Origin of the sequence: Hymenobacter sp. YIM 151500-1 (genome assembly GCF_025979885.1) — a bacterium.
In the GTDB taxonomy this organism is placed as follows: Bacteria; Bacteroidota; Bacteroidia; order Cytophagales; family Hymenobacteraceae; genus Hymenobacter.
In genome coordinates, this window is the sequence record NZ_CP110139.1 from 3,300,252 (window position 1) to 3,322,073 (window position 21,822).

14 protein-coding genes are annotated in these 21,822 nt (G+C 62.6%); 5 read left to right on the plus strand and 9 right to left on the minus strand.

Annotated elements, in window-relative coordinates:
• Positions 1-85: 85 nt before the first annotated feature.
• Positions 86-1,066, plus strand: coding sequence for a glycosyltransferase family 2 protein (locus OIS53_RS13845; RefSeq protein ID WP_264679168.1), 981 nt, complete (start codon positions 86-88; stop codon positions 1,064-1,066).
• Here OIS53_RS13845 and OIS53_RS13850 read toward each other — a convergent pair.
• Positions 1,063-2,817, minus strand: coding sequence for a hypothetical protein (locus OIS53_RS13850; protein ID WP_264679169.1), 1,755 nt, complete (start codon positions 2,815-2,817; stop codon positions 1,063-1,065). The genes OIS53_RS13845 and OIS53_RS13850 overlap by 4 nt on opposite strands.
• 71 nt (positions 2,818-2,888) lie before the next feature.
• On the opposite strand from OIS53_RS13850, the gene OIS53_RS13855 reads away from it, so the two are divergent.
• Positions 2,889-4,331, plus strand: coding sequence for an aldehyde dehydrogenase (locus OIS53_RS13855; protein ID WP_264679170.1), 1,443 nt, complete (start codon positions 2,889-2,891; stop codon positions 4,329-4,331).
• A gap of 195 nt (positions 4,332-4,526) precedes the next feature.
• On the opposite strand, the gene OIS53_RS13860 is transcribed toward OIS53_RS13855, so the two are convergent.
• Entirely contained in the window at positions 4,527-6,230 is a 1,704-nt protein-coding gene (locus OIS53_RS13860) for a sodium:solute symporter family transporter (protein ID WP_264679171.1), read from the minus strand.
• A 223-nt stretch (positions 6,231-6,453) separates the two neighbouring features.
• Entirely contained in the window at positions 6,454-7,650 is a 1,197-nt protein-coding gene (locus OIS53_RS13865) for an aldose epimerase family protein (RefSeq protein WP_264679172.1), read from the minus strand.
• Between the two features lie 174 nt (positions 7,651-7,824).
• Between OIS53_RS13865 and OIS53_RS13870 the strand changes: the two genes are divergently transcribed.
• Positions 7,825-8,508: a 2'-5' RNA ligase family protein gene (locus tag OIS53_RS13870; protein ID WP_264679173.1), complete on the plus strand. Its 684-nt coding sequence runs from the start codon at positions 7,825-7,827 to the stop codon at positions 8,506-8,508.
• A 19-nt stretch (positions 8,509-8,527) separates the two neighbouring features.
• On the opposite strand, the gene OIS53_RS13875 is transcribed toward OIS53_RS13870, so the two are convergent.
• The 4 genes from OIS53_RS13875 to OIS53_RS13890 all read right to left on the minus strand — a co-directional run bounded on the left by OIS53_RS13875 (position 8,528) and on the right by OIS53_RS13890 (position 16,171).
• On the minus strand, positions 8,528-10,147 hold the full coding sequence (locus tag OIS53_RS13875; protein ID WP_264679174.1) for a family 43 glycosylhydrolase: 1,620 nt from the start codon (positions 10,145-10,147) through the stop codon (positions 8,528-8,530).
• Positions 10,148-10,315: 168 nt separating this feature from the next.
• Complete coding sequence (locus tag OIS53_RS13880; protein WP_264679175.1) at positions 10,316-11,374, minus strand: glycoside hydrolase family 43 protein; 1,059 nt, start codon at positions 11,372-11,374, stop codon at positions 10,316-10,318.
• 163 nt (positions 11,375-11,537) lie between these two features.
• The gene (locus OIS53_RS13885) at positions 11,538-13,118 is read right to left on the minus strand and encodes a RagB/SusD family nutrient uptake outer membrane protein (protein WP_264679176.1); all 1,581 of its coding nucleotides are present in this window, start codon (positions 13,116-13,118) and stop codon (positions 11,538-11,540) included.
• 38 nt (positions 13,119-13,156) lie between these two features.
• A complete protein-coding gene (locus tag OIS53_RS13890) occupies positions 13,157-16,171 on the minus strand; it encodes a SusC/RagA family TonB-linked outer membrane protein (RefSeq protein ID WP_264679177.1) in 3,015 nt (1,004 codons plus the stop codon).
• Positions 16,172-16,853: 682 nt separating this feature from the next.
• Between OIS53_RS13890 and galK the strand changes: the two genes are divergently transcribed.
• The gene (gene galK, locus OIS53_RS13895) at positions 16,854-18,020 is read left to right on the plus strand and encodes a galactokinase (protein WP_264679178.1); all 1,167 of its coding nucleotides are present in this window, start codon (positions 16,854-16,856) and stop codon (positions 18,018-18,020) included.
• 264 nt (positions 18,021-18,284) lie between these two features.
• Positions 18,285-19,355, plus strand: a complete 1,071-nt coding sequence (locus tag OIS53_RS13900) for a UDP-glucose--hexose-1-phosphate uridylyltransferase (protein ID WP_264679179.1) — start codon at positions 18,285-18,287, stop codon at positions 19,353-19,355.
• Positions 19,356-19,635: 280 nt separating this feature from the next.
• On the opposite strand, the gene OIS53_RS13905 is transcribed toward OIS53_RS13900, so the two are convergent.
• Both OIS53_RS13905 and OIS53_RS13910 read right to left on the minus strand, forming a co-directional pair.
• Positions 19,636-20,727 (minus strand): glycoside hydrolase family 43 protein, encoded by a 1,092-nt coding sequence (locus OIS53_RS13905; RefSeq protein WP_264679180.1) that lies wholly within the window; start codon positions 20,725-20,727, stop codon positions 19,636-19,638.
• On the minus strand, positions 20,727-21,821 hold the full coding sequence (locus tag OIS53_RS13910) for a glycoside hydrolase family 5 protein (RefSeq protein WP_264679181.1): 1,095 nt from the start codon (positions 21,819-21,821) through the stop codon (positions 20,727-20,729). The genes OIS53_RS13905 and OIS53_RS13910 overlap by 1 nt, the downstream gene beginning before the upstream one ends.
• Position 21,822: the final 1 nt, after the last annotated feature.

Consider the following 21,822-nt stretch of genomic DNA (forward strand, 5'->3'; position numbering starts at 1 on the left):
AAGGGTAGGTTGCCGGCTTACAGCTCCGCTCCGCGGGTATTGCTGGCAGGATTTAGCACTTTTGCAGCCTCACTTCTCACTTGTTTTGCGCGCTGTACCCGTGGATCTGTCCGTCATCATTCCCATCTACAACGAAGAAACCAACATTGCGGCCCTCTACGAGCGGCTGCGCGGGGTGCTCGACCCCATGCCGCTGCCGGGGGGCTACGAGTTTATCTTCGTCAATGACGGCTCCCGCGACCAGTCCCTGGCCCTGATCCGGACCCTGGCTGCCCGCGACGAGCGGGTGCGCTACCTCGACTTCAGCCGCAACTTCGGGCACCAGATTGCCGTGACGGCCGGCCTGGACCGGGCCGCGGGCGAGGCGGTGGTCATCATCGACGCCGACTTGCAGGACCCGCCGGAGCTGATTCCGGAACTGTACCAGAAGCTGCGCGAAGGCTACGAGGTGGTGTACGCCAAGCGCCGCTCCCGCCAGGGCGAAAGCGCGGCCAAAAAGCTCACGGCCAAGCTGTTTTACCGCCTGCTGGCCCGCATCACCAGCATTTCCATTCCCGTCGATACCGGCGACTTCCGCATTATCTCGCGCAAGGTGGTGGAAGCCCTGCGGCGCATGCCCGAGCAGAACAAGTTTATCCGGGGGCAGATTTCGTGGATTGGCTACCGCCAGACCTACATCGAGTACGACCGGGCCGAGCGGGCCGGCGGGGCCACGGGCTACACCTACCGCAAGATGATGCGCCTGGCCCTGGACGGAATTACAGCCTTTTCGGACGTGCCGCTGAAGGTGGCTACCATCGGGGGCTTTGCCGTGTCGGGCATTGCCTTTGTGGTGATGCTGTACACGCTTTATGCCCGCTTTGTGAGCCACGACTACCAGCCGGGCTGGGCTTCGCTGATGATTAGCATTCTGTTTCTGGGCGGGGTGCAGCTGATTGCGGTGGGCATTATCGGCGAATACCTGGCCCGGCTGTCGGCCAACGTGCGGCAGCGGCCGCTGTATATTGTGTCGGAGTCGAACCTGCCGGAGCCGGCGGCCGTGCAAACCCATCGGCAGCTGCCCTAGCGGCGCGCGGGCCGGCGCAGCAGCACATAGCCACCTACTTCCTCTTCCTCGGTGAAGCCCAACGGCTCAAACAGCCGCCGCACGTAGGCCCGCACCGGCTGCCGGGCGTACGCCGGGTCGAAGACGAAAGCGGCAGGATCATACGTGCGCAAAAAGTCCTGGAGTTGCGCTGGCGTCGGGGCAGCCTGGTTGACGGCCGCCGGGTCGGACTGCACGCGCAGCACGGCGCTGAGCACGGCATCCTGCTCGAGGCCCTGAAACAGCGCCGGACTAACCCGCGACACGTAGCCGCCGGGCAGCTTTTTGCGGTGCACGGCTTGGTAGAACAGCTGCTCGGTGGCCATGTCGCCCACGCGCCGATGCCCGTCTTGCACACCCAACGGCACCGGAATCAGTGACGTGCCTGCCAGGTGGCGCACTTGCTGGTACACTGCCGGCACTGCTGCCAGCGCGGCCCGGTGGTAGGGGCGCGGCCAATACTCCACTGCTACTACCGCGCACAGCAGCAGGCCGAGCCCCGTTTGGGTGGCCGGGCGCAGCCGCCCGCGCCACGCCGCTTCCAGCGCGCCCAGCGACACAATGGGCAGCACCAAGCCCACAAGCATAATCCAGCGCGTGGGGCAGCGAATATTATTGAAAAACGGCACGAAGTGCAGCACGCTGGTGGGCAGGTTCAGCCACTCGTGGCCGTAGATACGCAGGCCCGGCACCGTCAGGAGCAGCAGTACGCCGAGCACCCACGCCAGCGGCCGGCCCAGCGGGTCCTGATGCCACGCGGCGGCGCGCCAATACCGCGCCACCCACAGGCCGATGGCCAGCGCCGGCAGCGCGTAGCCCACAAACAGCGTATTCTCGACTGAGCCGGGCGTATTGAACACGTCGGGGTTGGCGTGGAGGCGCGCGGCCCACTCGAAGGCCAGCCAGCGGCTGGTGGGCGGGGGCAGGAAGAAGGCTACCACGTCGCCGCCCCACCAGAAGCCGCCATTGGTGTCGAGGCCGGCGTGGCGCAGCTGCTTGATGAGCACGTGGCTAGCCAGCAGGCCCGCGCCCAGCCACGCCCACGTGCGCCACGCGCGCCACCGGATGCGGCCGATGCGCAAGCCAAACCACGCCGCGTACGCCAGCGTGAAGTACAGCAGGCCAAACAGGACGTAATAGTCGCTGAACAGGGTAACAACGCCGAGCACCGCACACGCCGCTACGGCCCGCCAGCTGCGCACGGCGGGTAGCCACCGGCCTTCCTGCCACGCAAATGCTTGCAGCAACGCCAGCACGTAGAATGGCACAGTGGCCGTCAGCACCAGGTTGTAATGCTCCGGCAGGCGTTGCAGCTTGAACGGCGAAAACGCAAACACAAACCCGGCCAGCAGGCCAAGCACCGGGCTGTGCAGCCAGCGCCGCGCCAGCACGTAGGCCCCCGTGCCCGACAGCGCAAAGCTGAGCCACAACCCCACGTTCACGCCCAGTAGTTCGCTGCCTAACACGGTGCCGAGGATGCCCAGCACGGGGGTGTAGGCGTGCATCACCAGCCATGTGCCACGCGGAAAAAACAGCCAATCGGTGTGGTAGGGGTTGTGGCCGTGTACGGCGGCCTGGCGAAAGTGCCAGGCATTCCAGAAAAACTGGAAGGAGTCGCGGCCGGGCACGGCCAGAAACGACGACGTGGCGTTTGGCAGCAGCGGCCACGTACATACCACGAATATCACCGCGTACAAAGCAAACACCAGCGCTAGGCGCAACCCCTGTTTCATGGCGCAAAGTAAGCCGATTGCGCGGCAGCAGGCAGCGTGCGCTTCACAAAGACGTTACCTTCATCCTCGCTATGCTGCCCCTGCTCAACTACCTCAACGGCCACTACCAACCCGCCCACAACGGCCGCACCCTACCCGTGACGGAGCCGGCCACGGGCCAGCCCTACGCCACCCTCCCCGACTCCGCCGCCCCCGACGTAGACCAGGCCGTGCGAGCTGCCGAAGCGGCCCTGCCCGCCTGGCGCCGCCGGCCGGCCGAGGAGCGGGGCCGCCTGCTGCTGCGCCTGTCGGAGCTGATTACGGGCCACCTGGACCGCCTGGCCCAGGCCGAAAGCCAGGACACGGGCAAGCCCCTGAGCCTGGCCCGCACGCTGGATATTCCGCGGGCGGCCAGCAACTTCGCCTTTTTCGGCACGCTGGCGCAGCACTTTGCCACCGAAACTCACTTGCAGGAAGGCTTGGCCCTGAACTACACGGTGCGGCACCCGCTGGGCGTGGTGGCCTGCATCTCGCCCTGGAACCTGCCGTTGTACCTGCTTACGTGGAAAATAGCGCCGGCCCTGGCCGCGGGCTGCTGCGTGGTAGCCAAACCCTCGGAGCTGACACCTTACACGGCGCACCTGCTGGGTGAGCTGGCAACGGCAGCCGGCCTGCCGCCGGGGGTGCTGAATGTGGTGCACGGCACCGGGGCGCGGGCCGGGCAGGCGCTGGTAGAGCACCCCAGCATCCGGGGCATCAGCTTCACGGGTGGCACGGTCACGGGCCGACACATTGCCGCCGTGGCCGCGCCGCAGCTCAAGAAACTGTCGTTGGAGCTGGGCGGCAAAAACCCCACCCTCGTGTTTGCCGACTGTGACCTGGCCGAGGCCGTGCAGACCAGCGTGCGGAGCGCCTTTGCCAACCAGGGCCAGATTTGCCTGTGCGGCTCCCGCATTCTGGTGGAGCGCCCCATCTACGAGCAGTTCAAAACCGAGTTTCTGGCCCAGGTGCAAGAGCTGACCGTGGGCGACCCGCTCGCCGAAGCCACCCGCCAGGGCGCCCTGGTCAGCGAAGCACACTTGCACAAAGTGCTGAGCTACATTGAGCTGGCCTACCGGGAAGGCGGCCATCTGCTGGCTGGCGGGCAGCGGGTGCAGCTGCCGGGCCGCTGCGCCGGCGGGTACTTCGTGCAGCCTACCGTGTTCGAGGGCCTGGGCCCGGAGTGCCGGGTAAATCAGGAGGAAATCTTCGGCCCCGTCGTCACGCTCACGCCCTTTGATACGGAGCAGCAGGCCCTGGCCTGGGCCAACGGCACCGAGTACGGGTTGTCGGCCGCCGTCTGGACCCGCGACCTGGCCCGCGCCCACCGCCTCAGCCACCAGCTGCACGCCGGCGTGGTATGGGTGAATACTTGGCTGCACCGCGACCTGCGCACACCCTTCGGCGGTATGAAAAGCTCCGGCGTCGGGCGCGAAGGTGGGCTGGAGGCCCTGCGGTTTTTCACCGAGGCCCAGAACGTGTGCATCAAACTGTAGGGGTGCGCGTTGCACGCGCCCGGCCGGTAGCACGATGTTGGGCGTTTTAAAAGCAAGTAACGCGAAGCTGTACTTCGCGAGGCGTCCGCGCCGTCAGGTCACCCCCCAACGGCCTCGTTCTAATGCCTCGCGAAGTACAACTTCGCGTTGCTTGCTTGCTTGGTGTTCTGACGGCCGGGCGCGCACGAAGCGGCCCTACCAGAACTTCACGTACAGCGCCGTTACCAGCAGCAGAATCAGCACAATCAGAAACGTATTCTGGGGGCTGACTTTGAACATGGCCAGGTTCAGGTTCAGGGCTTTGGGGTTGACGCGGGGGCCGGCCAAGCTGATGACCACCATGAGCACCACCGTGAAGAAGAACGACCAACCCATGCTCACCAGGAAGGGGATTTCGTAGAAACCCTGAGCATTCATAAACGCCGTGTACAGAGGCGTTTCGGGCCCGAACAGCGTGGGGGCGTAGTTGTTGAACAGCACCGACAGCAGGAAGCCCGCCAGAATGCCGGCTACGGCGGCCGGTCCCGTGGTGCGCTTCCAGAACATGCCCAGCACAAACACCGCCACAATGCCCGGCGAAATGAAGCCGGTGTACTTCTGGATAAACGTAAACCCGCCTTCGCCGCTGATGCCCAGGGCGTCCTTCCAGGTCAGGAAAATAGCCATCAGCATGGCTCCCAGAATGGTGACGCGGCCAATCCACACCAACTTCTTCTCGTCGGCGTCCTTGTTGAGGTAGCGTTTGTAGATGTCGAGGGTGAAGATGGTGGAAATGGAGTTGGCCTTACCGGCCAGGGAGGCCACGATGGCGGCCGTGAGGGCAGCCAGAGCCAGGCCTTTCATGCCGTTGGGCAGGAAGGTGAGGATAGCCGAGTAGGCGTTGTCGGGGTTGAAGGTGCCGGTGGACGCCATTTCGGCTTGCAGGGCGCCGTTTTTGTGGAGCACGTAGGCCGCGATGCCTGGCAGCATTACAATCAGGGGCATGATGAGCTTGAGCAGCGCGGCAAACAAGATGCCGGTGCGGGCCGTGTTGAGGTCGGCGCCCAGGGCGCGCTGGGTGATGTACTGGTTGCAGCCCCAGTAGTTGAGGTTGGCCACCCACTGCCCGGCGGCGTACATGGCCAGACCCGGCAAGGCCAGGTAGCGGTTCACCTCGGCCTGGGGCGCACCGGGGCCAGGCTTCTCGAAGATCATGTGAAAATGGTCATCGGCGTCCTTGATCATGGCCTGGAAGCCGGCCAGCACGTCGTTGCCCAGCCCAAATTTCTGGCTTACCAGCGTGAGGGCAATGTACGTAGTAGCCAGGCCGCCGATGAGCAGCACGGTTACCTGCACCACGTCGGTATAGCCCACCACCTTCATGCCGCCCAGGGTCAGGAACAGGGCAAACACGGCCAGGGCCAGCAGGATGTAGTGGAAACTGTCGCCGCCCACCAGGTTGTTGATGGCCAAGGCTCCCAGGTACAGGATGGCCGTGAGGTTGACGAGCACGTACAGGAACAGCCAGAATACGCTCATAATCAGGCTCAGCGTGGAGTTGTAGCGCTGCTCCAGAAACTGCGGCATGGTGTAAATCTTTTCCCGCAGGTAAATCGGCATGAAGAACACGGCCACGAAAATCAGAATCAGGGCCGCTACCCACTCGTAGGCCGCAATGGCAATGCCCTGCACGAAGCCCCCGCCCGACATCCCGATGAACTGCTCGGCCGAGATGTTGGAGGCAATCATGGAGGCCCCGATGGCCCACCACGTCAGGGAGCCTTCGGCCAGGAAGAAGTCTTTGGAATCGGCTTCGGCCTTGAAGTGCTTGCGCCGGTAGATGTAGTAGCCGTAGAGCGACACGCCCACGATGTACAGCAGAAAGACCGCCAGGTCGATAAAGGCGAGGTTTTGGGACATGAGGTGGGTTGTGGGAGAGGAAGTGGATAGTGAGGTGGTGAGTTTAAGGATTATTTGTCATTGCGAGGAGGTACGACGAAGCAATCCGTCCTTGTCAAAGTGCAGACAGTTCGACCTCTCAAAGCTCTAACGTCGGTGTGCTGCCAGGGCTTTAAAGAGTTCAGCCGCTTTTAACCCTGACAAGGACGGATTGCTTCGTCGTACCTCCTCGCAATGACCAGGATTACTTCCGCACGCCGAACTTGTAAATGGTGGTGGATTTCAGCGTTTCGCCGGGGCGCAGGATGGTGCTGGGGAACTTGGGCTGGTTGGGCGAGTCGGGGAAGTGCTGGGTTTCGAGGCAGAAGCCGTAGTGCTGCACGTAGGCCGTGTTGCCCTTGCCCGTGAGGTTGCCCTTGAGGAAGTTGCCGGAGTAGAACTGCACGCCGGGCTGGTCGGTCAGCACCTCCATGGTGCGGCCCGACTCGGGCTCGTACACCGTGGCGGCGGGCTGGGGCGTAGGGCGCTGCTCGTCGGCCAGCACCCAGTTGTGGTCGTAGCCGCCGGGCGCGGCGCCGGGCACCTGCTTGATTCGCTCGCCGATGGCGTGGGGCTGGCGGAAGTCCATGGGCGTGCCCTGCACCGGCCGCAGCTCCCCGGTCGGAATCAGCTGGTCGTTTACCACCGTAAACCGGTCGGCATTCAGGGTCAGCACGTGGCCCAGGGCGTCTTTGGCCTGGCCGTGGTTGAGGTTGAAGTAGGAGTGGTTGGTCAGGTTGACGGGCGTGGCCTTGTCGGTGGTGGCGGTGTAGTCGAGGCGCAGGGCGTCGTCGGCGGTCAGCGTGTACACCACCTGCACCCGCAGGTTGCCGGGGTAGCCTTCTTCGCCGTCCTTACTCAAGTAGCTGAGCGTGAGCGTCTGGCCCGCTTCCGAAGTGCCGGGCGTGGCCTGCCACACCACCTTGTCGAAGCCGCGCTTGCCGCCGTGCAGGTGATTGGGGCCGTTGTTGGTAGCCAGGGTGTACTCCTTGCCTTCGAGCGTGAAGCGGCCTTTGGCAATGCGGTTGCCGTAGCGCCCAATCAGCGCCCCGAAGTAGGGGCCTTCCTTCAGGTACTCGGGGCCGAAGTAGCCGGCCACGTCATCGAAGCCCAGCACCACGTCGCCCAGCCGCCCGTTTTTGTCGGGCACCAGCAGGCTGGTGAGCGTGCCGCCGTAGGTGGTGATGGTGGCCTTGACGCCGTGGGCGTTGGTGAGGGTATACAGCTGCACCTCCGTTCCGTCGGAGGTTTTGCCAGCGGCGGTAGAAGTAGGCATAGCGGTAGCAGCGCCAGCCGCGGCGGCCGGAGCGGTAGACTCAGTTTGAGTGGTGGTTTGGGGCGAGTTGCAGGCGGCCAGCGCAGCCAGTCCGGCCAGGAGGAAGAAGGGGGCGTTTTGGGTCATGGGCGAGAAATACGGGAAATATCAGGAGAGAAAAGCTAGCGGAAAGTGGGGGAAGGTAACCAGAAGACGGCCTTACCGGGCCCAACATACTCATCTGGTCATTGAAAAGCCGGGTTGCCTGGGCAAAGGCACTACCTTGCGCACCACAGGTACTCGTCTCGTAAAAGCTCGTGTATGCCGGACCCTACCCTGCGCGCGCACTACGACGCCATCTTCGCTCAAGGCGCCCAGGCGCTGCGCACGGGCGAGGCGGCCGGTGATAAGCTGCTGCTCCATCCCGCCCAAGACACCCGCCTGGGCCTGACGGTGCTGCTGCCCCTGCCCCACCTCGCGGCGGCCTTGCAAGCAGTTCAAGCCGAAATCCAGGCTACCGAGCCGGCCTTGTACCAGTACCCGCCCACCGACCTGCACGTTACCGTCATCAGCCTGCTTACGGCCCGCCCCAACCGGCGTTTTTCGCCGGCTCAGTGGCAAGCCTACGCTGCGGTAGTAGCCGCAGCGGCCACCGAGACTGCCGCTTTCACCATTTTGTTTGAAGGGCTGACGCTCAGTGCGCAGGCCGTGGTGGCGCAGGGGTACCCCACGCCCGCCTTGCAGCAGCTGCGGGAAACTATTCGGGCCCTGGCCGTGGCCCAAGGCTTGCCGCTCGACGAACGATATCATAGTCAAACAGCTCATGCCACCTTCGTGCGGTTTCCGCAACTGCCCCGGCACCCGCAGGCCTTGGTCCAGTTTGTAGAAGCCCACCGTGACTTGCCGCTCGGAACCGAAACGGTAACGGAAATTCTGCTGGTAGCCCACGACTGGTACAACCGCCAGGCGCGCAGCCAGGTACTGGCCCGTTTTCAGCTGAAGTGAGCACGGAGCCATGAGCAAGCTACTGATTTTCGATGGCGAATCGGTCGAACGACGCGGTGGCCGCGGCGGGGCCGTGCACTAGCACCCCGGCCCGGATGCCCCGGTCCCAGGGCGGCAGGTAAGTACCGTTTATGGGCTGCCCATCGGCGGGCAGGGGCTGCCAGGTGCGGCCGGCGTCGGCGCTCCAGCTAAAGCGGAACTGGCTGCCCTGCTGCGCTTGCAGGCGCAGCTGCACGGCCTTGGCAGCCGCGGGCATGGTGGCCTCAGCTAGGGTTTTGGTCTGGCCTTTTTCTACTTGTACCACTTGCAGCTTGCCGCCTCCAGCCAGCAGGGCCAAGGTGTTATCCGGGTCGCCGTGGGCGGCCAGGCCGGCGGTAGTGCCGGCGGTTAATGCGGCCGGGTTGAGGAGCGTGGTGGTGGCCGTGTAGGTGGGGCTAGTAGTACTCAGGCCCAGGGCCGCGCCGGCATGGTCGGAGCGGGCCGTGAGCTGGAGCTGGCCCCCGCGCACAGCGTAGGTGGGCTTCTGCTCCACGGGCCACTGCCAGGTAGGGCCCAACGCCTTGCCGTCAAACTCCTCCGTAACCGTGCCTGGCTTGGCCGGCGTAGCGGCCACGGGCGTGCTGCCGCCCCGGAACTCGGGCCAGCCGTCGGCCGTCCAGGTAAACTCGCTCAGCACGCCCTGGCGGCCCAAAAACTGCTGGCCCTGGGTGGCGTAGGCGTGGTGCAGCAAGTACCAGCGGCCATCCCGCTGCACTACGCTGCCGTGGCCAGGGCACCGCCAGGTGTCGTTGTTGACGAGCACGGGGTTCTTGGCGTACTTCTCCCAAGGGCCCAGCAAGGTTTTGGAGCGGGCCACGCCGGTAGCGTAGGTGCAGCCCGGTCCGCAGCAGCCGGCCCCAGCATAAAAGGTGTAGAAATAGCCGTTGTGTTGAATCAGGGCGGCGCCTTCCACCAGGTTGCCTTCCCAGGTGGCGGGGTTGTTCCGAAACAGCTCCTGCTTCTCCCCTACTAGCTTGCGCCGGTCGTCGCTCAGGCGCTGGGCCCAGATGGGCGTGGGCTGGTTGATGCTGTTGCCGTCCTCCTTCCAGATGAGGTAGAGCTGGCCGTTTTCGTCGCGCATCGGGAAGCCGTCAATCGAGCCATCGGGTTGCCCCACGAGCGGGCCGTGGTCGGTGTAGGGGCCTTCGGGGCGGTCGGCGGAGGCTACACCCACAGCCAAGTTGCCGCCGCGCTGGTGGGCAGAGTAAAATACGTAGGTTTTGCCGTTGTCGTAACTGATTTCCGGGGCCCAGAAGTAGTAGTCGGCCCACTGGGGGCGCTCCTGCGGAAACACATGCCCCGCCAGTTCCCAGCTCGTCAGGTCTTTTGACTTCAGCAGCGGAAAGATGGGGCCCCAGTTGGAGGTAGTCGCCGTAGCCCAGTACGTGTCGCCGATTTTCACCACCGACGGGTCGGGAAAGTCGCCGGGCAGCACGGGGTTGGGAATGGTAGCCGCCGTGGTGGAGGCGGTGGGCGCCGAAGCAGCGCCGGCGGCCGAGGGTTGCTGGGCAGAGCGGGTTTGGCAGGCGCCGGTGCTCAGGGCCAGGCTCAGGGCCAGCCAGCGGGCAGCCGGACGAAGTGCAGCGGAAAGAACCGTCACGAAGTAGAGGTGAGAGGTAAGAAGTGAGAAAATAAAGCGAGTACCCCGAACCGAAAGTCAGCACAGCTCCGGGGTACTCGCTTTGGCGTCAAAGAAACCGGCAGCCGGGGCGGTTGCCCACCCCTAACACGGGCAGCCGTTCCCGCGGCCCGCCCCGGCTCACCGGCTTCACTCGCCGCCGGGCTCCGGCAGGGCCGTCCCCAGGGGGGCCGGGTCGCCGAAGTTAGGCGTGTCGTCGGCGTTCCAGCTGAATTTCTGCATCCGCGGGCTGCGGGCCCCGCCGCACCCCTGGCCGGCGTTGGCGTTGGCATGGTACAGAATCCAGTCTTCCTGGCCGTTTTTTGATTTGAAGAAGGAATTGTGGCCGGGCCCGAAGGCGCGGTCGGCGGGGTCCTTGGTGAAAACCGGCACGCTACTTTTGGTCCAGGACGCCACGTTCATAGGGTCGGCGGTGCTGGAGGCCGTGAGCATACCCAAGGCGTAGTCGTCGGAGGAACAGTGGCTCGCCGAGTACACAATGAAGGTTTTGCTGCCCCGCTTCAGCACCTGCGGCCCCTCATTCACGTCGGGGTCCCCGATGGTTTCCCAGCCAAACTCCGGCCGGCTCAGCTGCACCCGCGGGCCCACAATGGTCCAGGGGTTGCTCAGCTGGGCAATGTAGAGGCGCTGCTCCACTGAGTTCGGCTCCTGCCCCGACCACAGCACGTACCGCTTGCCGTTCTGCTCCAGAATAGTAGCATCAATGGCCCACAGGTCCTGGCCCGGCACCGTGAGCTGGCCCCGGTCTACCCAGGTGCCGGTGGTGGGGTCGGCCGCCGAGTTTTCGAGCACCCACATGCGCTGCCCGGCGCAGCAGCCACCAGGCCCGGCCGTGAAGTACACGTACCACTTGCCGTCCAGAAAGCGAATTTCCGGCGCCCAGATGTCGCGGGACGTGGGCCCCGAGGCCGGTGGCGTCCAGATGACCTTGCTCGGCGCCGACCCCAGCTCCGACATCTTGGCCGTTTTCCACAGGGTCAGGTTGTTGCCGGTGGTGTGCATGTAGTAGTAGAACCCGTCCTTTTCCGTCACCCACGGGTCGGCGCCAGAAGCCAGCAGCGGGTTGCGGTAGGTGGTGGTTTCCGTGGCCGGCGGGGCGGATGGAATATAGGGCTGGGAGTCTTTCTTACAGGCCCACAATCCCAGCAGCAGCGCCGGAAGCAGCGTACGGAAAAGTGCTAGCTTCATAAAATATAGAAGAGTAAGGAGGTACTATGAACTACCGGGAATTGGTGGGCGGGCGCCGAGCCTGCGTGGGGTGCCGCCAGCTTAGGCAGATTGTTACCAGCAACGCAAAAGCCCGGCCCCGGCTCACTCCAGCGGAGCGAGGCCAGCGCCGGGCCAGCGGAGGTTAGTAGCCGGGGTTCTGGGCCAGCTTGGCTACGTCCACGTCGGTGCGCGGGATGGGCAGCAGATGGGTTTTGCCAACCACAAAGAAGTTGAAGTCTTCGTCGCGGGCTTTGAGCTGGTTTACTCGGGCTGCGTCGTCGAGCAGGCCCCAGCGGCGCAGGTCGTGCCAGCGCCAGTTTTCGCCGGCCAGCTCGGTTACCCGCTCGTGCATAAGTTGCATGCGCAGCCCTTCCTGGCTGAGGCCAGCCAGCGGGGCCAGGCCGGCGCGGGCCCGCACCTGGTTCACAAGCGGAATAGCCGCGGCCGTCTGTCCCCGCTCGTTCAGGGCCTCGGCTTGCAGCAGCAGCACGTCAGCGTAGCGAATCACGCGGTGGTTAATGGGCGAGTAGTAACCCTCCTCGTTGCGCCAGTAGTCGTTTGCATACTTGCGCCAGTAGATGCGGTTGCGGTTGCGGGCATCGTTCGGGAAGCGCTGCTCCAGGGTCAGGTTGTCGTAGGTAATCTGGTCCTGGTCGACGGGGTCAGTGGGGTCCACGGGGTAAGCGGCGCCGTTGCTGAGTGGGCGGGTGCGGGCAAAAAATGCCGTAGCCGCCAGGCGTGGGTCCTTCTTACCATCCACCCGGCGCTCCTTCAGGAACTCTTCCAGTACCCAGGGCCGCACTTCGCCGTCGTTCCAGCCTTTGCCGGGCATACCGAAAAACTGGCTCCGCTGGTTGGCTTCCGAAGCACCGGCAAAGTCGTCTTCCCGGTCGGCACTGAACTCGCTCACAAACTGCACCTCGAAGATAGATTCGGCGTTGTTCTCGGTCGTGTGCTTGAAGTTGTCGCGGAAGTTGGGCACCAGCGAGTAGCGGTTCGAGCTGATTATCTCGGCAAACTGGGCGCTGGCTTCGTTCCACTTTTTGGTTTGCATGTAGGCCTTGCCGAGCAGGGCCGTAGCGGCTCCTTTGGTAACGCGGCCCACGTCGGCGCCGGTGTAGGAGTCGGGCAGGTCGGCCTTGGCTTGCAGCAGCTCGGCAATTACAAAATCCCAGGCAGCCTGCTCGGTAGCAGCCTGCGGAAATCGGCTGTTAACTGACTCGGGGGCTTCGAGAACCAGAGCCGGGCGGCCGTACAAGGAAGTTAGGTTAAAGTAATGCAGGGCCCGAAGAAACCGGGCCTCCGCTATAACACGCTTCTTCAGCGGCTCAGGCATCTGGATATTCGGCACGTTTGCCAGCACCTGATTGGTGCGGAAGATGCCTTGGTAATGCTGCTGCCAGATTTCGGCATTTACCACGAAATCGTAGTTGATAATCTGAAACTTATTGAAGTTCTGCAAGTCAGGCCAGGGACTGGTGGAGTGCCCCTCATCCGAGCGGATGTCATACGCAAAGTGAATCCAGCGCCGGTAGGTACCGTTAAGCTGCAACCCGCTATACGCCGCAGTTAACCCTTTCAGGGCATCGGCTTCGGTTTTCCAGAATGTTTCCACCGGAGCAGCATTGGGGTTGTCCTGATCCAGCAGATCGTTTTCACAACCCGAGGTCAGTAGCAGGCCCCCAAGCAGGGCGGCCGCAAAGTATGTTTTATGCAAATTCATAGGTTTCATGACTGAGAAATGAAGACAGATGTCAACGCTTAAAAATTGACTTGCAAGCCCCCGGTGAACGTGCGCAAGTTGGGGAAGCTGCCATCATCCACGCCGCGCACGAACACGTTGTTTGGGTCGCCGGGGTTATTAGGCACGACTTCCGGGTCATAACCGGTATAGTCGGTGATGGTGAATACGTTTTGTCCCGTCACAAAGAGCCGTACGCTGCCCAAACCATTGACGCGGCCGGTGAGCGACTCCGGTAGGGTGTACCCTAGCTGCACGTTTTTCAGGCGCAGATAAGAGCCATCTTCCAGCCACCGCGTAGAGTTAGCCCGCGCGTTTTGCGACCCGCCCAGTAAGGGCCGCGGCGTAGTGGTCGAGGGATTATCGGGCGTCCAAGGGCTTAGGTCGCGGCGGAAGTTGCCGTTATCGTCCAAACGGTCGGTCCAGAAGCGGGTGCCGTTCCAGATATCGTTGCCGGTTACACCCTGAAAGAACATCGTCAGGTCGAATCCCTTGAAGCCGGCGTTCAGGTTAAGAGCGTACTGTAGCGTGGGAATCGGGCTACCCGTAAAGACTCGGTCGGCGTCGTCAATTTGGCCGTCCCCGTTTACGTCGCGGTACTTTACGTCACCAGGTTGCGCATCCGGCTGGGCCCGGTGAGCAAGCACTTCTTCGCGGGTTTGGAAAATTCCTTCCATCGGCACCAGGAAGAAAGCGCCCACCGGCTGGCCTACCTGCGTACGGGTAATACCACCATGCGGACCAGCGTTAATAACCTGGCCTTCAAAAGACAGCTCCTTTACTTCGTTCTTGATGGTAGTGAGGTTGGCCGACGCCCCATAGCGGAAGGGCTTACGATTTTCCGAGTAGCCTAGCTGGAACTCAAAACCACTGTTGCGGATTCGGCCCAGGTTGGTGAAAGGCCGCCCGCCGGCATTGCCGAGGTAGTAAACTACATCAGGATTGACCAGCGCGTCACGCGTTTCCGATACGTAGTAGTCGGCGGCCAAAGTGAAGCGGTCCTCCAGTAATCCCAGATCAAAACCGAAGTTGGCCGTATTCCGTGATTCCCAACGAATGCCTGTGCTGGGTAGTTGCGTAGCAATGAATCCGTTGTTAACGGTACCCGTTCCAAACGGATAGTTTACGTTTTGATTTAGTGTGGCTTGGTACAGATACCCGCTGTTCAGCTGGTCGTTGCCCAGTTGGCCGTAGCTGCCGCGTAGCTTCAGGTTGCTGATGGCCGTTATCCCCTCGAAAAAGCCTTCTTTGCTGATGCGCCAACCGCCCGAGAAAGCGTAAAAGTTACCCCAGCGGTTATTAGGATCGAAACGGGAAGAGCCGTCACGGCGGAAGGCACCCGTCACGAGGTAGCGGTCGGCGTAGTCATACGCCACCTGAGCAAAGTAAGACCGTTTAGTCCAAATGTCACGACTGCCTTCTACCCCCGGTGTACCAGTACCACCAGATAGCGAATAATAGTATGTGGGACCTGTGCCGAAGCCTTGGGCGATGGAGCGGGCTAAGTTGAACGTGTTTTTTTGCTCGGAGTAGCCGATTACGGCCTGCACGTTGTTGTCTCCGAAGCTGCGGTTGAAGGTCAGCGTGTTTTCTGCCAGCAGAAACAGGTTGTCGCCGCGCCCTTCGCGCAGTACAGCCGGCTGGACCGGAGCATTAAAGCTCAAGCCGCCAGCTTGGCCGTTTTTCGCCTGAAACCGGTCAACGAAACTAACGAACTCTGTGCCCAGGTTGAGACGGTAGCGGAGGAAGTCGAAGATAGTCAGTTCCCCAGCCAGTGAGCCAATTAACCGGTTCTCGGTGTTGCGGTCATTAAATACATCCTGCGCCCCAATGGGGTTGGTACCGAACGTTACCCGGTCAGGATTGCCGAAGCCATAGCCACTGACCGTTGTGGGGTCGTTTACCGGAATAATGGGCAGCATCCGCACTACGTCAATAAATGGCAGGCCGATTATGCGCTGCTGGTGTGAACGGCTAAGCTGAGCCGACTCGGTAATGCGCAGGCGGCCGCGGTTGAAACCTGAGTTCAGACGCAGGCTGTAACGCTCAAAGGATGGCCCTTTGATAGTGCCCTTCTGCCGGAAGTAGCCAGTGGAAATGCTGAAATTAGATGCCTCACCAGCGCCACTGAAACCAATGCTATAGTCCTCGACGCTACCTGGCCGAATCAACTCTTCCTGCCAGTCGGTATCAACCCCAGCAGGCGGGTTGGTTATACCATTGTAGGGAGTTTGGTTGGCGTTAGTGTACATCAGGCGGGCAGTGTTGGCCCATTCCTGTGCATTCATCAGGTCGTAGGTACGCCAGATGTTTTGTACACCCCGGTAGGCGTTAATGTTGATGGCTGGCTTACCAACGCGCCCCCGGCGGGTGGTTACAATAATAACCCCATTAGCGCCGCGCGACCCATAAGGCGCCAGCGAAGCGGCATCTTTCAGCACGGTGGCTGATTCTACGTCATTCGGATTGATGTCGCGGATATTTTCGACCCACACCCCATCCACTACGTAAAGCACGCCGTTACCTCCTCCCACCGAGCCAATGCCTCGGATATTAACGATGGGCGCCTGGCCGGGCACCCCGGAGTTGGTGACTTGCACGCCAGCCGCCCGGCCCTGAATGGCTTCCGTGAGCGTGGCTACGGGAGCCCGCCGGATTTCCGCGCTGCTTACCTGCGACACGGCGCCGGTTACCTGCTCCCGCTCCTGGGTCAGGTAGCCCACTACTACTACCTCATTCAGGGCGCGGGTGTCGGGGGCCAGGGATACATCAATGGTAGTGCGGCCCGCCACGGCAATCTGCTGGGTGGTGTAGCCCACAAAGGAAAACGTCAGCGTAGCGTTGTCGCCGACGCTGAGAGTAAAGCGGCCGTCGGCGTCGGTGGTAGCGCCGTTGCTGGTGCCGCGCTCCAGCACAGTTACGCCAGGCAGTCCTTGCCCTTTTTCATCGATTACGCGGCCACTCACGGTAACGGCCGGTGCCGTAGTGCCATCGAGCCGCAGCAAGCTGGCCGGCGCCACCTCGGCAGAAGCCACAAAGGGTAGCGGTAAGCAGCAGAGCAACGCCGGAACGGCTAACCGGCGCATTCTGGGTAGGGTGTTTTTCATAAAAGGTGCTGTTGGGTAGAAGGTGGGAAAGTTGGAAGCAAACGTTTGCGCTACATGGGAATTGCAAACGTTTGCTTAGTGCTACAAAAGCGGCAGGCTAAGCAGCCGAAGAAGCCAGTACGACCTTGTTTTCAACCTGGATCAGCCCGAAACAGCGTCTGGCGCTGTCCGCATGCCGGCTGGTATTCCTCCAGTTTAGCGTAAGGATAAAAATGAATTAAGGTAAAGTCAAGGAATTGTCAAGAATAGTTATGTTTTCTCCTTTGCTGCAGTTCTAAAAGAAGTCGGATTAGTGCTATACTGACGTTGTAACGCCTAGTGTATCTGTAACTTAATTCATAATCAGTTGAATAAAGCAACGCTATAGAGCAATGCAGTTTTGCTGCAAACGTTTGCATAACGACTCGTCGCTTCTTTACTTTAAAACCTACAGTGGGCTGGGCTTACTCAGCTTACGCACCCGTGAAGCATCAACCCTATTGCAGATTCTACATTTGCTCTACTTCATGGGGTAGCATTCACACTCAGCTCCCGCCTGGTCCGCTGCGGATGAGAATCTTTAGCGACTTCGGGCCCGTACCTGTTCCTTCCACCCTTGCTTTGTTCAGCTATGCTTGCTCATCTACTCGCGGCCTCCTTTCAGCGCCAGTTCAATTATTCGCCCTTGCTTGTGCGGGCTCCCGGCCGGGTAAACCTGATTGGGGAGCACACCGACTACAACGGCGGGTTTGTGCTGCCCGCGGCTATTGACAAGGAAATCTACTTTGCCGTGGGCCTCAATGGCACCGAAACGGTCCGGCTGCACTCCTACGACAAAGACGAGTCGTACACCGCGACGGTGGGCGAGATGCGGCGCGGCAACACGCTGTGGGCCAACTACCTGAAGGGCGTGGTGGCGCAGTTTCAGAAGCGCGGCGTTACGGTACCGGGCTTCGACTGCGTGTTTGGCGGCACAGTCCCCATGGGGGCGGGCTTGTCGTCGTCGGCGGCGGTGGAGTGCGGGCTGGCCCTGGCCCTGGACGCGCTGCTGGGTACCAACTTGAGCCGGCTGGAGCTGGCCCGCATGGCCCAACTGGCCGAGCACGAGTTTGCGGGCGTACAGTGTGGCATCATGGACCAGTTTGCCAGCCTGTTTGGGCGGCCCGGCCACGTGGTGCGCCTCGACTGCCGCTCCCTGGAGTACGAGTACTTTCCCTTTAATACCGACTCCTGCCACATTGTGCTGTGCAACAGCGGCGTGAAGCACTCCCTGGCCAGCTCCGAATACAACCTGCGCCGCCAGGAGTGCGAACAGGGCGTGGCGGTATTGCGCCAGCACTACCCCGAGGTGCAGAGCCTGCGCGACGCCACCCCGGAGCAGCTGCACCGCCACCGCCCGGAAATGAGCGACGTAGTGTACCGGCGCTGCCTGTACGTGGTGCAAGAAAACCTGCGCGTGGAAGCAGCCTGCCAGCATCTTATGGATGGTGACCTAGCAGCTTTTGGGCGGCAGATGTACGCCTCACACGCCGGCCTGCGCGACGATTACCAAGTAAGCTGCCGGGAGCTGGACGTGCTGGTGCAGATAGCCCAAGGAATACCCGGTGTGTACGGGGCCCGGATGATGGGCGGGGGCTTCGGCGGCTGCACCATCAACCTGGTGGATGTAGCTCACCTCGACAGCTTCACCCAGCACATCAGCGAGGCCTACCAGCGCCAGGTGGGTATTCCGCTGGAAACCTACCACACCACCATTGTGGGCGGCGTGGACGTGCTGGAGCCCGTGCAAAAGTTTTAAACAGTGCCTCACCCCCTAGCCCCCTCTCCAAAAGAGAGGGGAACTAGCTTTTTAGTTGTAGTTGCCTCACCCCTACCCTCTCTTCCAGAAAAGGGCTCTAGTCGTAGTTTTTAGCTGACGTTCTTTCCTCATCGACCACCCCAATCCCGCCTTTCCAAAGAGGGGAGCTAGTATTAGTCTAGCTCTAGCAAACTAGAAGGCTAGTTCCCCCTCTCTTGTGGAGAGGGGGCTAGGGGGTGAGGTCCTACCCTACCACCATAACCCATGACGACTTTCGACAGCGCCCTGCATCCGCACCGCCGCTTTAACCCCCTGACCGGCGAGTGGCTGCTGGTGTCGCCGCAACGGGCGCTGCGGCCCTGGCAGGGCCAGCAGGAAGCCCCCGACCGGTCGACGCGGCCGGCCTACGACCCCACGTGCTACCTCTGCCCTGGCAACACCCGCGCCAACGGGGAGGTGAACCCGCCTTACGAAGGCACGTTCGTGTTCGACAATGACTTTGCCGCCCTGCAGCCCGAGGTGCCGGCCGGCTCCATCGACGTGGGTGGACTGCTGCGGGCCGAGCCGGAAAGCGGCGTCGGGCGCGTCATCTGCTTCTCGCCCCGCCACGACCTGACCCTGCCCGAAATGGACGCGGCCGCCATCCGGGGCGTGGTGGACGTATGGGCCGAGGAGTTTGCCACCCTCGGCGCCCGGCCCGACATCAACTACGTGCAGATTTTCGAGAACAAGGGCCAGGTGATGGGGTGCTCCAACCCCCACCCCCACGGCCAGATCTGGGCCCAGCGCACCGTGCCCGGCGACCCGGCCAAGGAAACGGTGCAGCAGGCCGCCTACTTCCAGCAGCACGGCCGCACCCTGCTCAGCGACTATTTGGAGCTGGAGTTGCGCGAGCAGACCCGCGTGGTGCTCGAAAACGGCCATTTCGTGGTGCTGGTACCGTTCTGGGCGGCCTGGCCCTTCGAGACGCTGCTGCTGCCGCGGCGGGCGGTGCAGGACGTGACTCAGCTCAGCGGCCCGGAGCGCGACGCCCTGGCCGATGCCCTGCGCCGCCTCACCATCCGCTACGACAACCTGTTCCAGACTTCCTTCCCCTACTCCGCCGGCCTGCACCAGCGCCCCACCGACGGCCAGGCCCACGAAAGCTGGCACCTGCACATGCACTTCTTCCCGCCCCTGCTGCGCTCGGCTACGGTGCGCAAGTTCATGGTGGGCTACGAGCTGCTGGCCAACCCCCAGCGCGACATCACCCCCGAATACGCTGCCCAGCGCCTCCGCGAGCTGCCCGAGGTACACTACAAGCAGCTCACGGAGGCCGTCCCTACGACCCGCTAGCTAGCTCACGTTGGGGACTAGCTGCTAGTTCTCCTTCTCAGAAAGGAGGGGCTAGGGGTGGTTGACTGGGTTCTAGCTCTGGTCGCCTCACCCCCACCCCTCTCCGGAAAAGGAGAGGGGCTCTAGTTGTAGCTTCTAGTTGACGTTCTGGCGAGTATCAACCACCCCTAGCCCCTCCTTACCTAGGAGGGGAACTAGCTTCCTAGCTCTAGTTTTTATCCTCCGCAATTTGAGTGAGCTACTGCTCCCGGAAAGCAGCCAGCCTCGGCCGTTGCCTGTGTTATTCCCCCGACGGGCGCGGCAGGGGCTGCCCGGCGGGCACGGGCCGGCCAAAGTTGGGCGTGCCGTCGGCATTCCAGGTGAAGGGCTGGGCCCGCGGTGAGCGGAACCGCCCGCAGCCCTGGCCCGCTTGGGAATTGGCGTGGTAGAGAATCCAGTCCTGAGTACCGTCGGGCGACTTGAAAAAGGAATTGTGCCCCGGCGCGTACACTCCGGCCCCGGTATCTTGCCGGAACACCGGCACCGGCGACTTCGCCCAGGCCCCCGGCTGCATCAGGTCGGTGCCTTCGGTGGCCGTGAGCATGCCCAGGGTGTAGGAGTCGGTCCAGCAGCCGCTGGCGGAGTAGATGAGGTAGAGCTTGCCCGCGTGGCGCAGTACCTGGGGGCCCTCGTTTACATCCACGTGGGGCGGGTTTTGCGGGTCGTTCAGGTCGCCGTCCCGCTCCCAGAAGTACACCGGCGTGGAAATCTTGACCCGCGGCCCCTCCACGGTCCAGGGGTTTTTGAGGCGAGCCAGGTAAATGTCTTGCCGCCCGTTCACGTCGCCTTCCCACCCCGACCACACCAGGTACTGCTGGCCCCCGCTCTCGAACACGGAGCCATCAATGGCCCACTTGTTGGTGGCGTCGGTGAGCTGGCCTTTGTCGACCCAGGTGCCAGTGGTGGGGTCGGCCGCCGAATTCTCCAGCACCCACAGGCGGTGGGTCTGGTTGGTGCCGGCGTCGGCGGCGTAGTAGAGGTACCACTTGCCGTTGAGGAAATGCAGCTCGGGCGCCCAGATGTCGCGGGAGTTGGGCCCGGTGGCGGGCGGAGTCCAGACGACGGTGCTGGGGGCCGTGGCTAACTGGCTCAGGGACTTGGTTTTCCAGAGCGTGATGTTGCGGCCCGTGGTGTGGGTGTAGTAGTAGTAGCCGTTGTGATGGATGCTCCAGGGGTCGGCGCCGGAGGGCAGCAGCGGATTGGTGAACGTGGCGGCAGGCGGCGCCGGCTGGGCCTGGGCACTGGTCCAGGTCAGGCCTAGCCCCACCAGCACCACGCGCAGCCAGCCCACCACCCGCCGCGTAACGAACGAGTACGCAGTAGTCGAAGCCATTACTTCCCGTTCAGCTTTTTAATCAGGTCGGTTTCGTCCTGGCGGTAGGGGGCGCCGTCTTTGCGGAACACCTCGTGGAACCACTCCACCGGGTCGGAGCCGTCGGCTATGGGCGTGTCCCACTGGTATTTGGTGTTGGTTTTGCCGTCGACGAGGCCCCAGTTGATGGCGCCCACGTTCTGCTTTTTGAGCAGGGGCATGATGGTGGCAAAGCGGCTGTTGCGGGTGCGGGCCATGTACTCGGTGCACACCAGCGGGCGGCCGTGGGTTTCGAGCAGCTCAATTACGCGCTGGTGCATGGGCGCGTCCTCGTAGTTGTGGTAGGTGATGACGTCGGAGTTGCGGGCCTGGTAGGAGTTCAGGGCCTCGTAGTCCCAGGCCCACAGGCCGATGGTCAGGGGCTGGTCGGGATTCACGGCGCGGGCCCAGGCAAACACGTTGCGCACCAGCGGCAGCGAGGTGGTGAGCTTGCCGGAGTTGCCGGGCTCGTTGTACAAGTCCCATAGTATCACCCGCTTGTCATTTTTGAAGCGGGTAATAACGTCCTGCACGTAGGGCTTCAACTTCACGAACGTTGCGGAGTCGCGGGAGTTTGGCTCGCCGGGGTCCTGCATCCAGCCCGAGTTGTGCACACCGGTTTTGGGGGCCGGCTGCTGACCGATTTTCGGGTCTTTGTTCCAGCAGTCATCAAAAAACACCAGAATGGTGCCGATGCCGTGCTTGTCAGCCAGGCCCAGGTACTGGTCGACGCGCTTTTTGAAGCCTTCGGGGTCTTGCTGGTAGGCCAGGCTGTGCAGAAACACCCGCATGGTGTTGAAGCCGATACTCTGGGCCCAGCCCAGCTCCCGGTCGATGGTGGTGGGGTCGAAGGTGGCGGCCTGCCACATTTCGAGCTGGTTGATGGCCGTGCTGGGAATAAAGTTGGCCCCCGACATCCAGGGCCGCCCCCGGTACCAGGCCCAGGCTTTTTCCGGGGTCCAGCGCTGGGCCGCCACGGTGGCCGCGGCGGCGCCCTTGGTTTTTACTTTGACTTTTTGGGCGAAGCCGCCAAACGACAGCAGCACCGCAGCCAGCAGCAGGAAGAATTTTTTCATG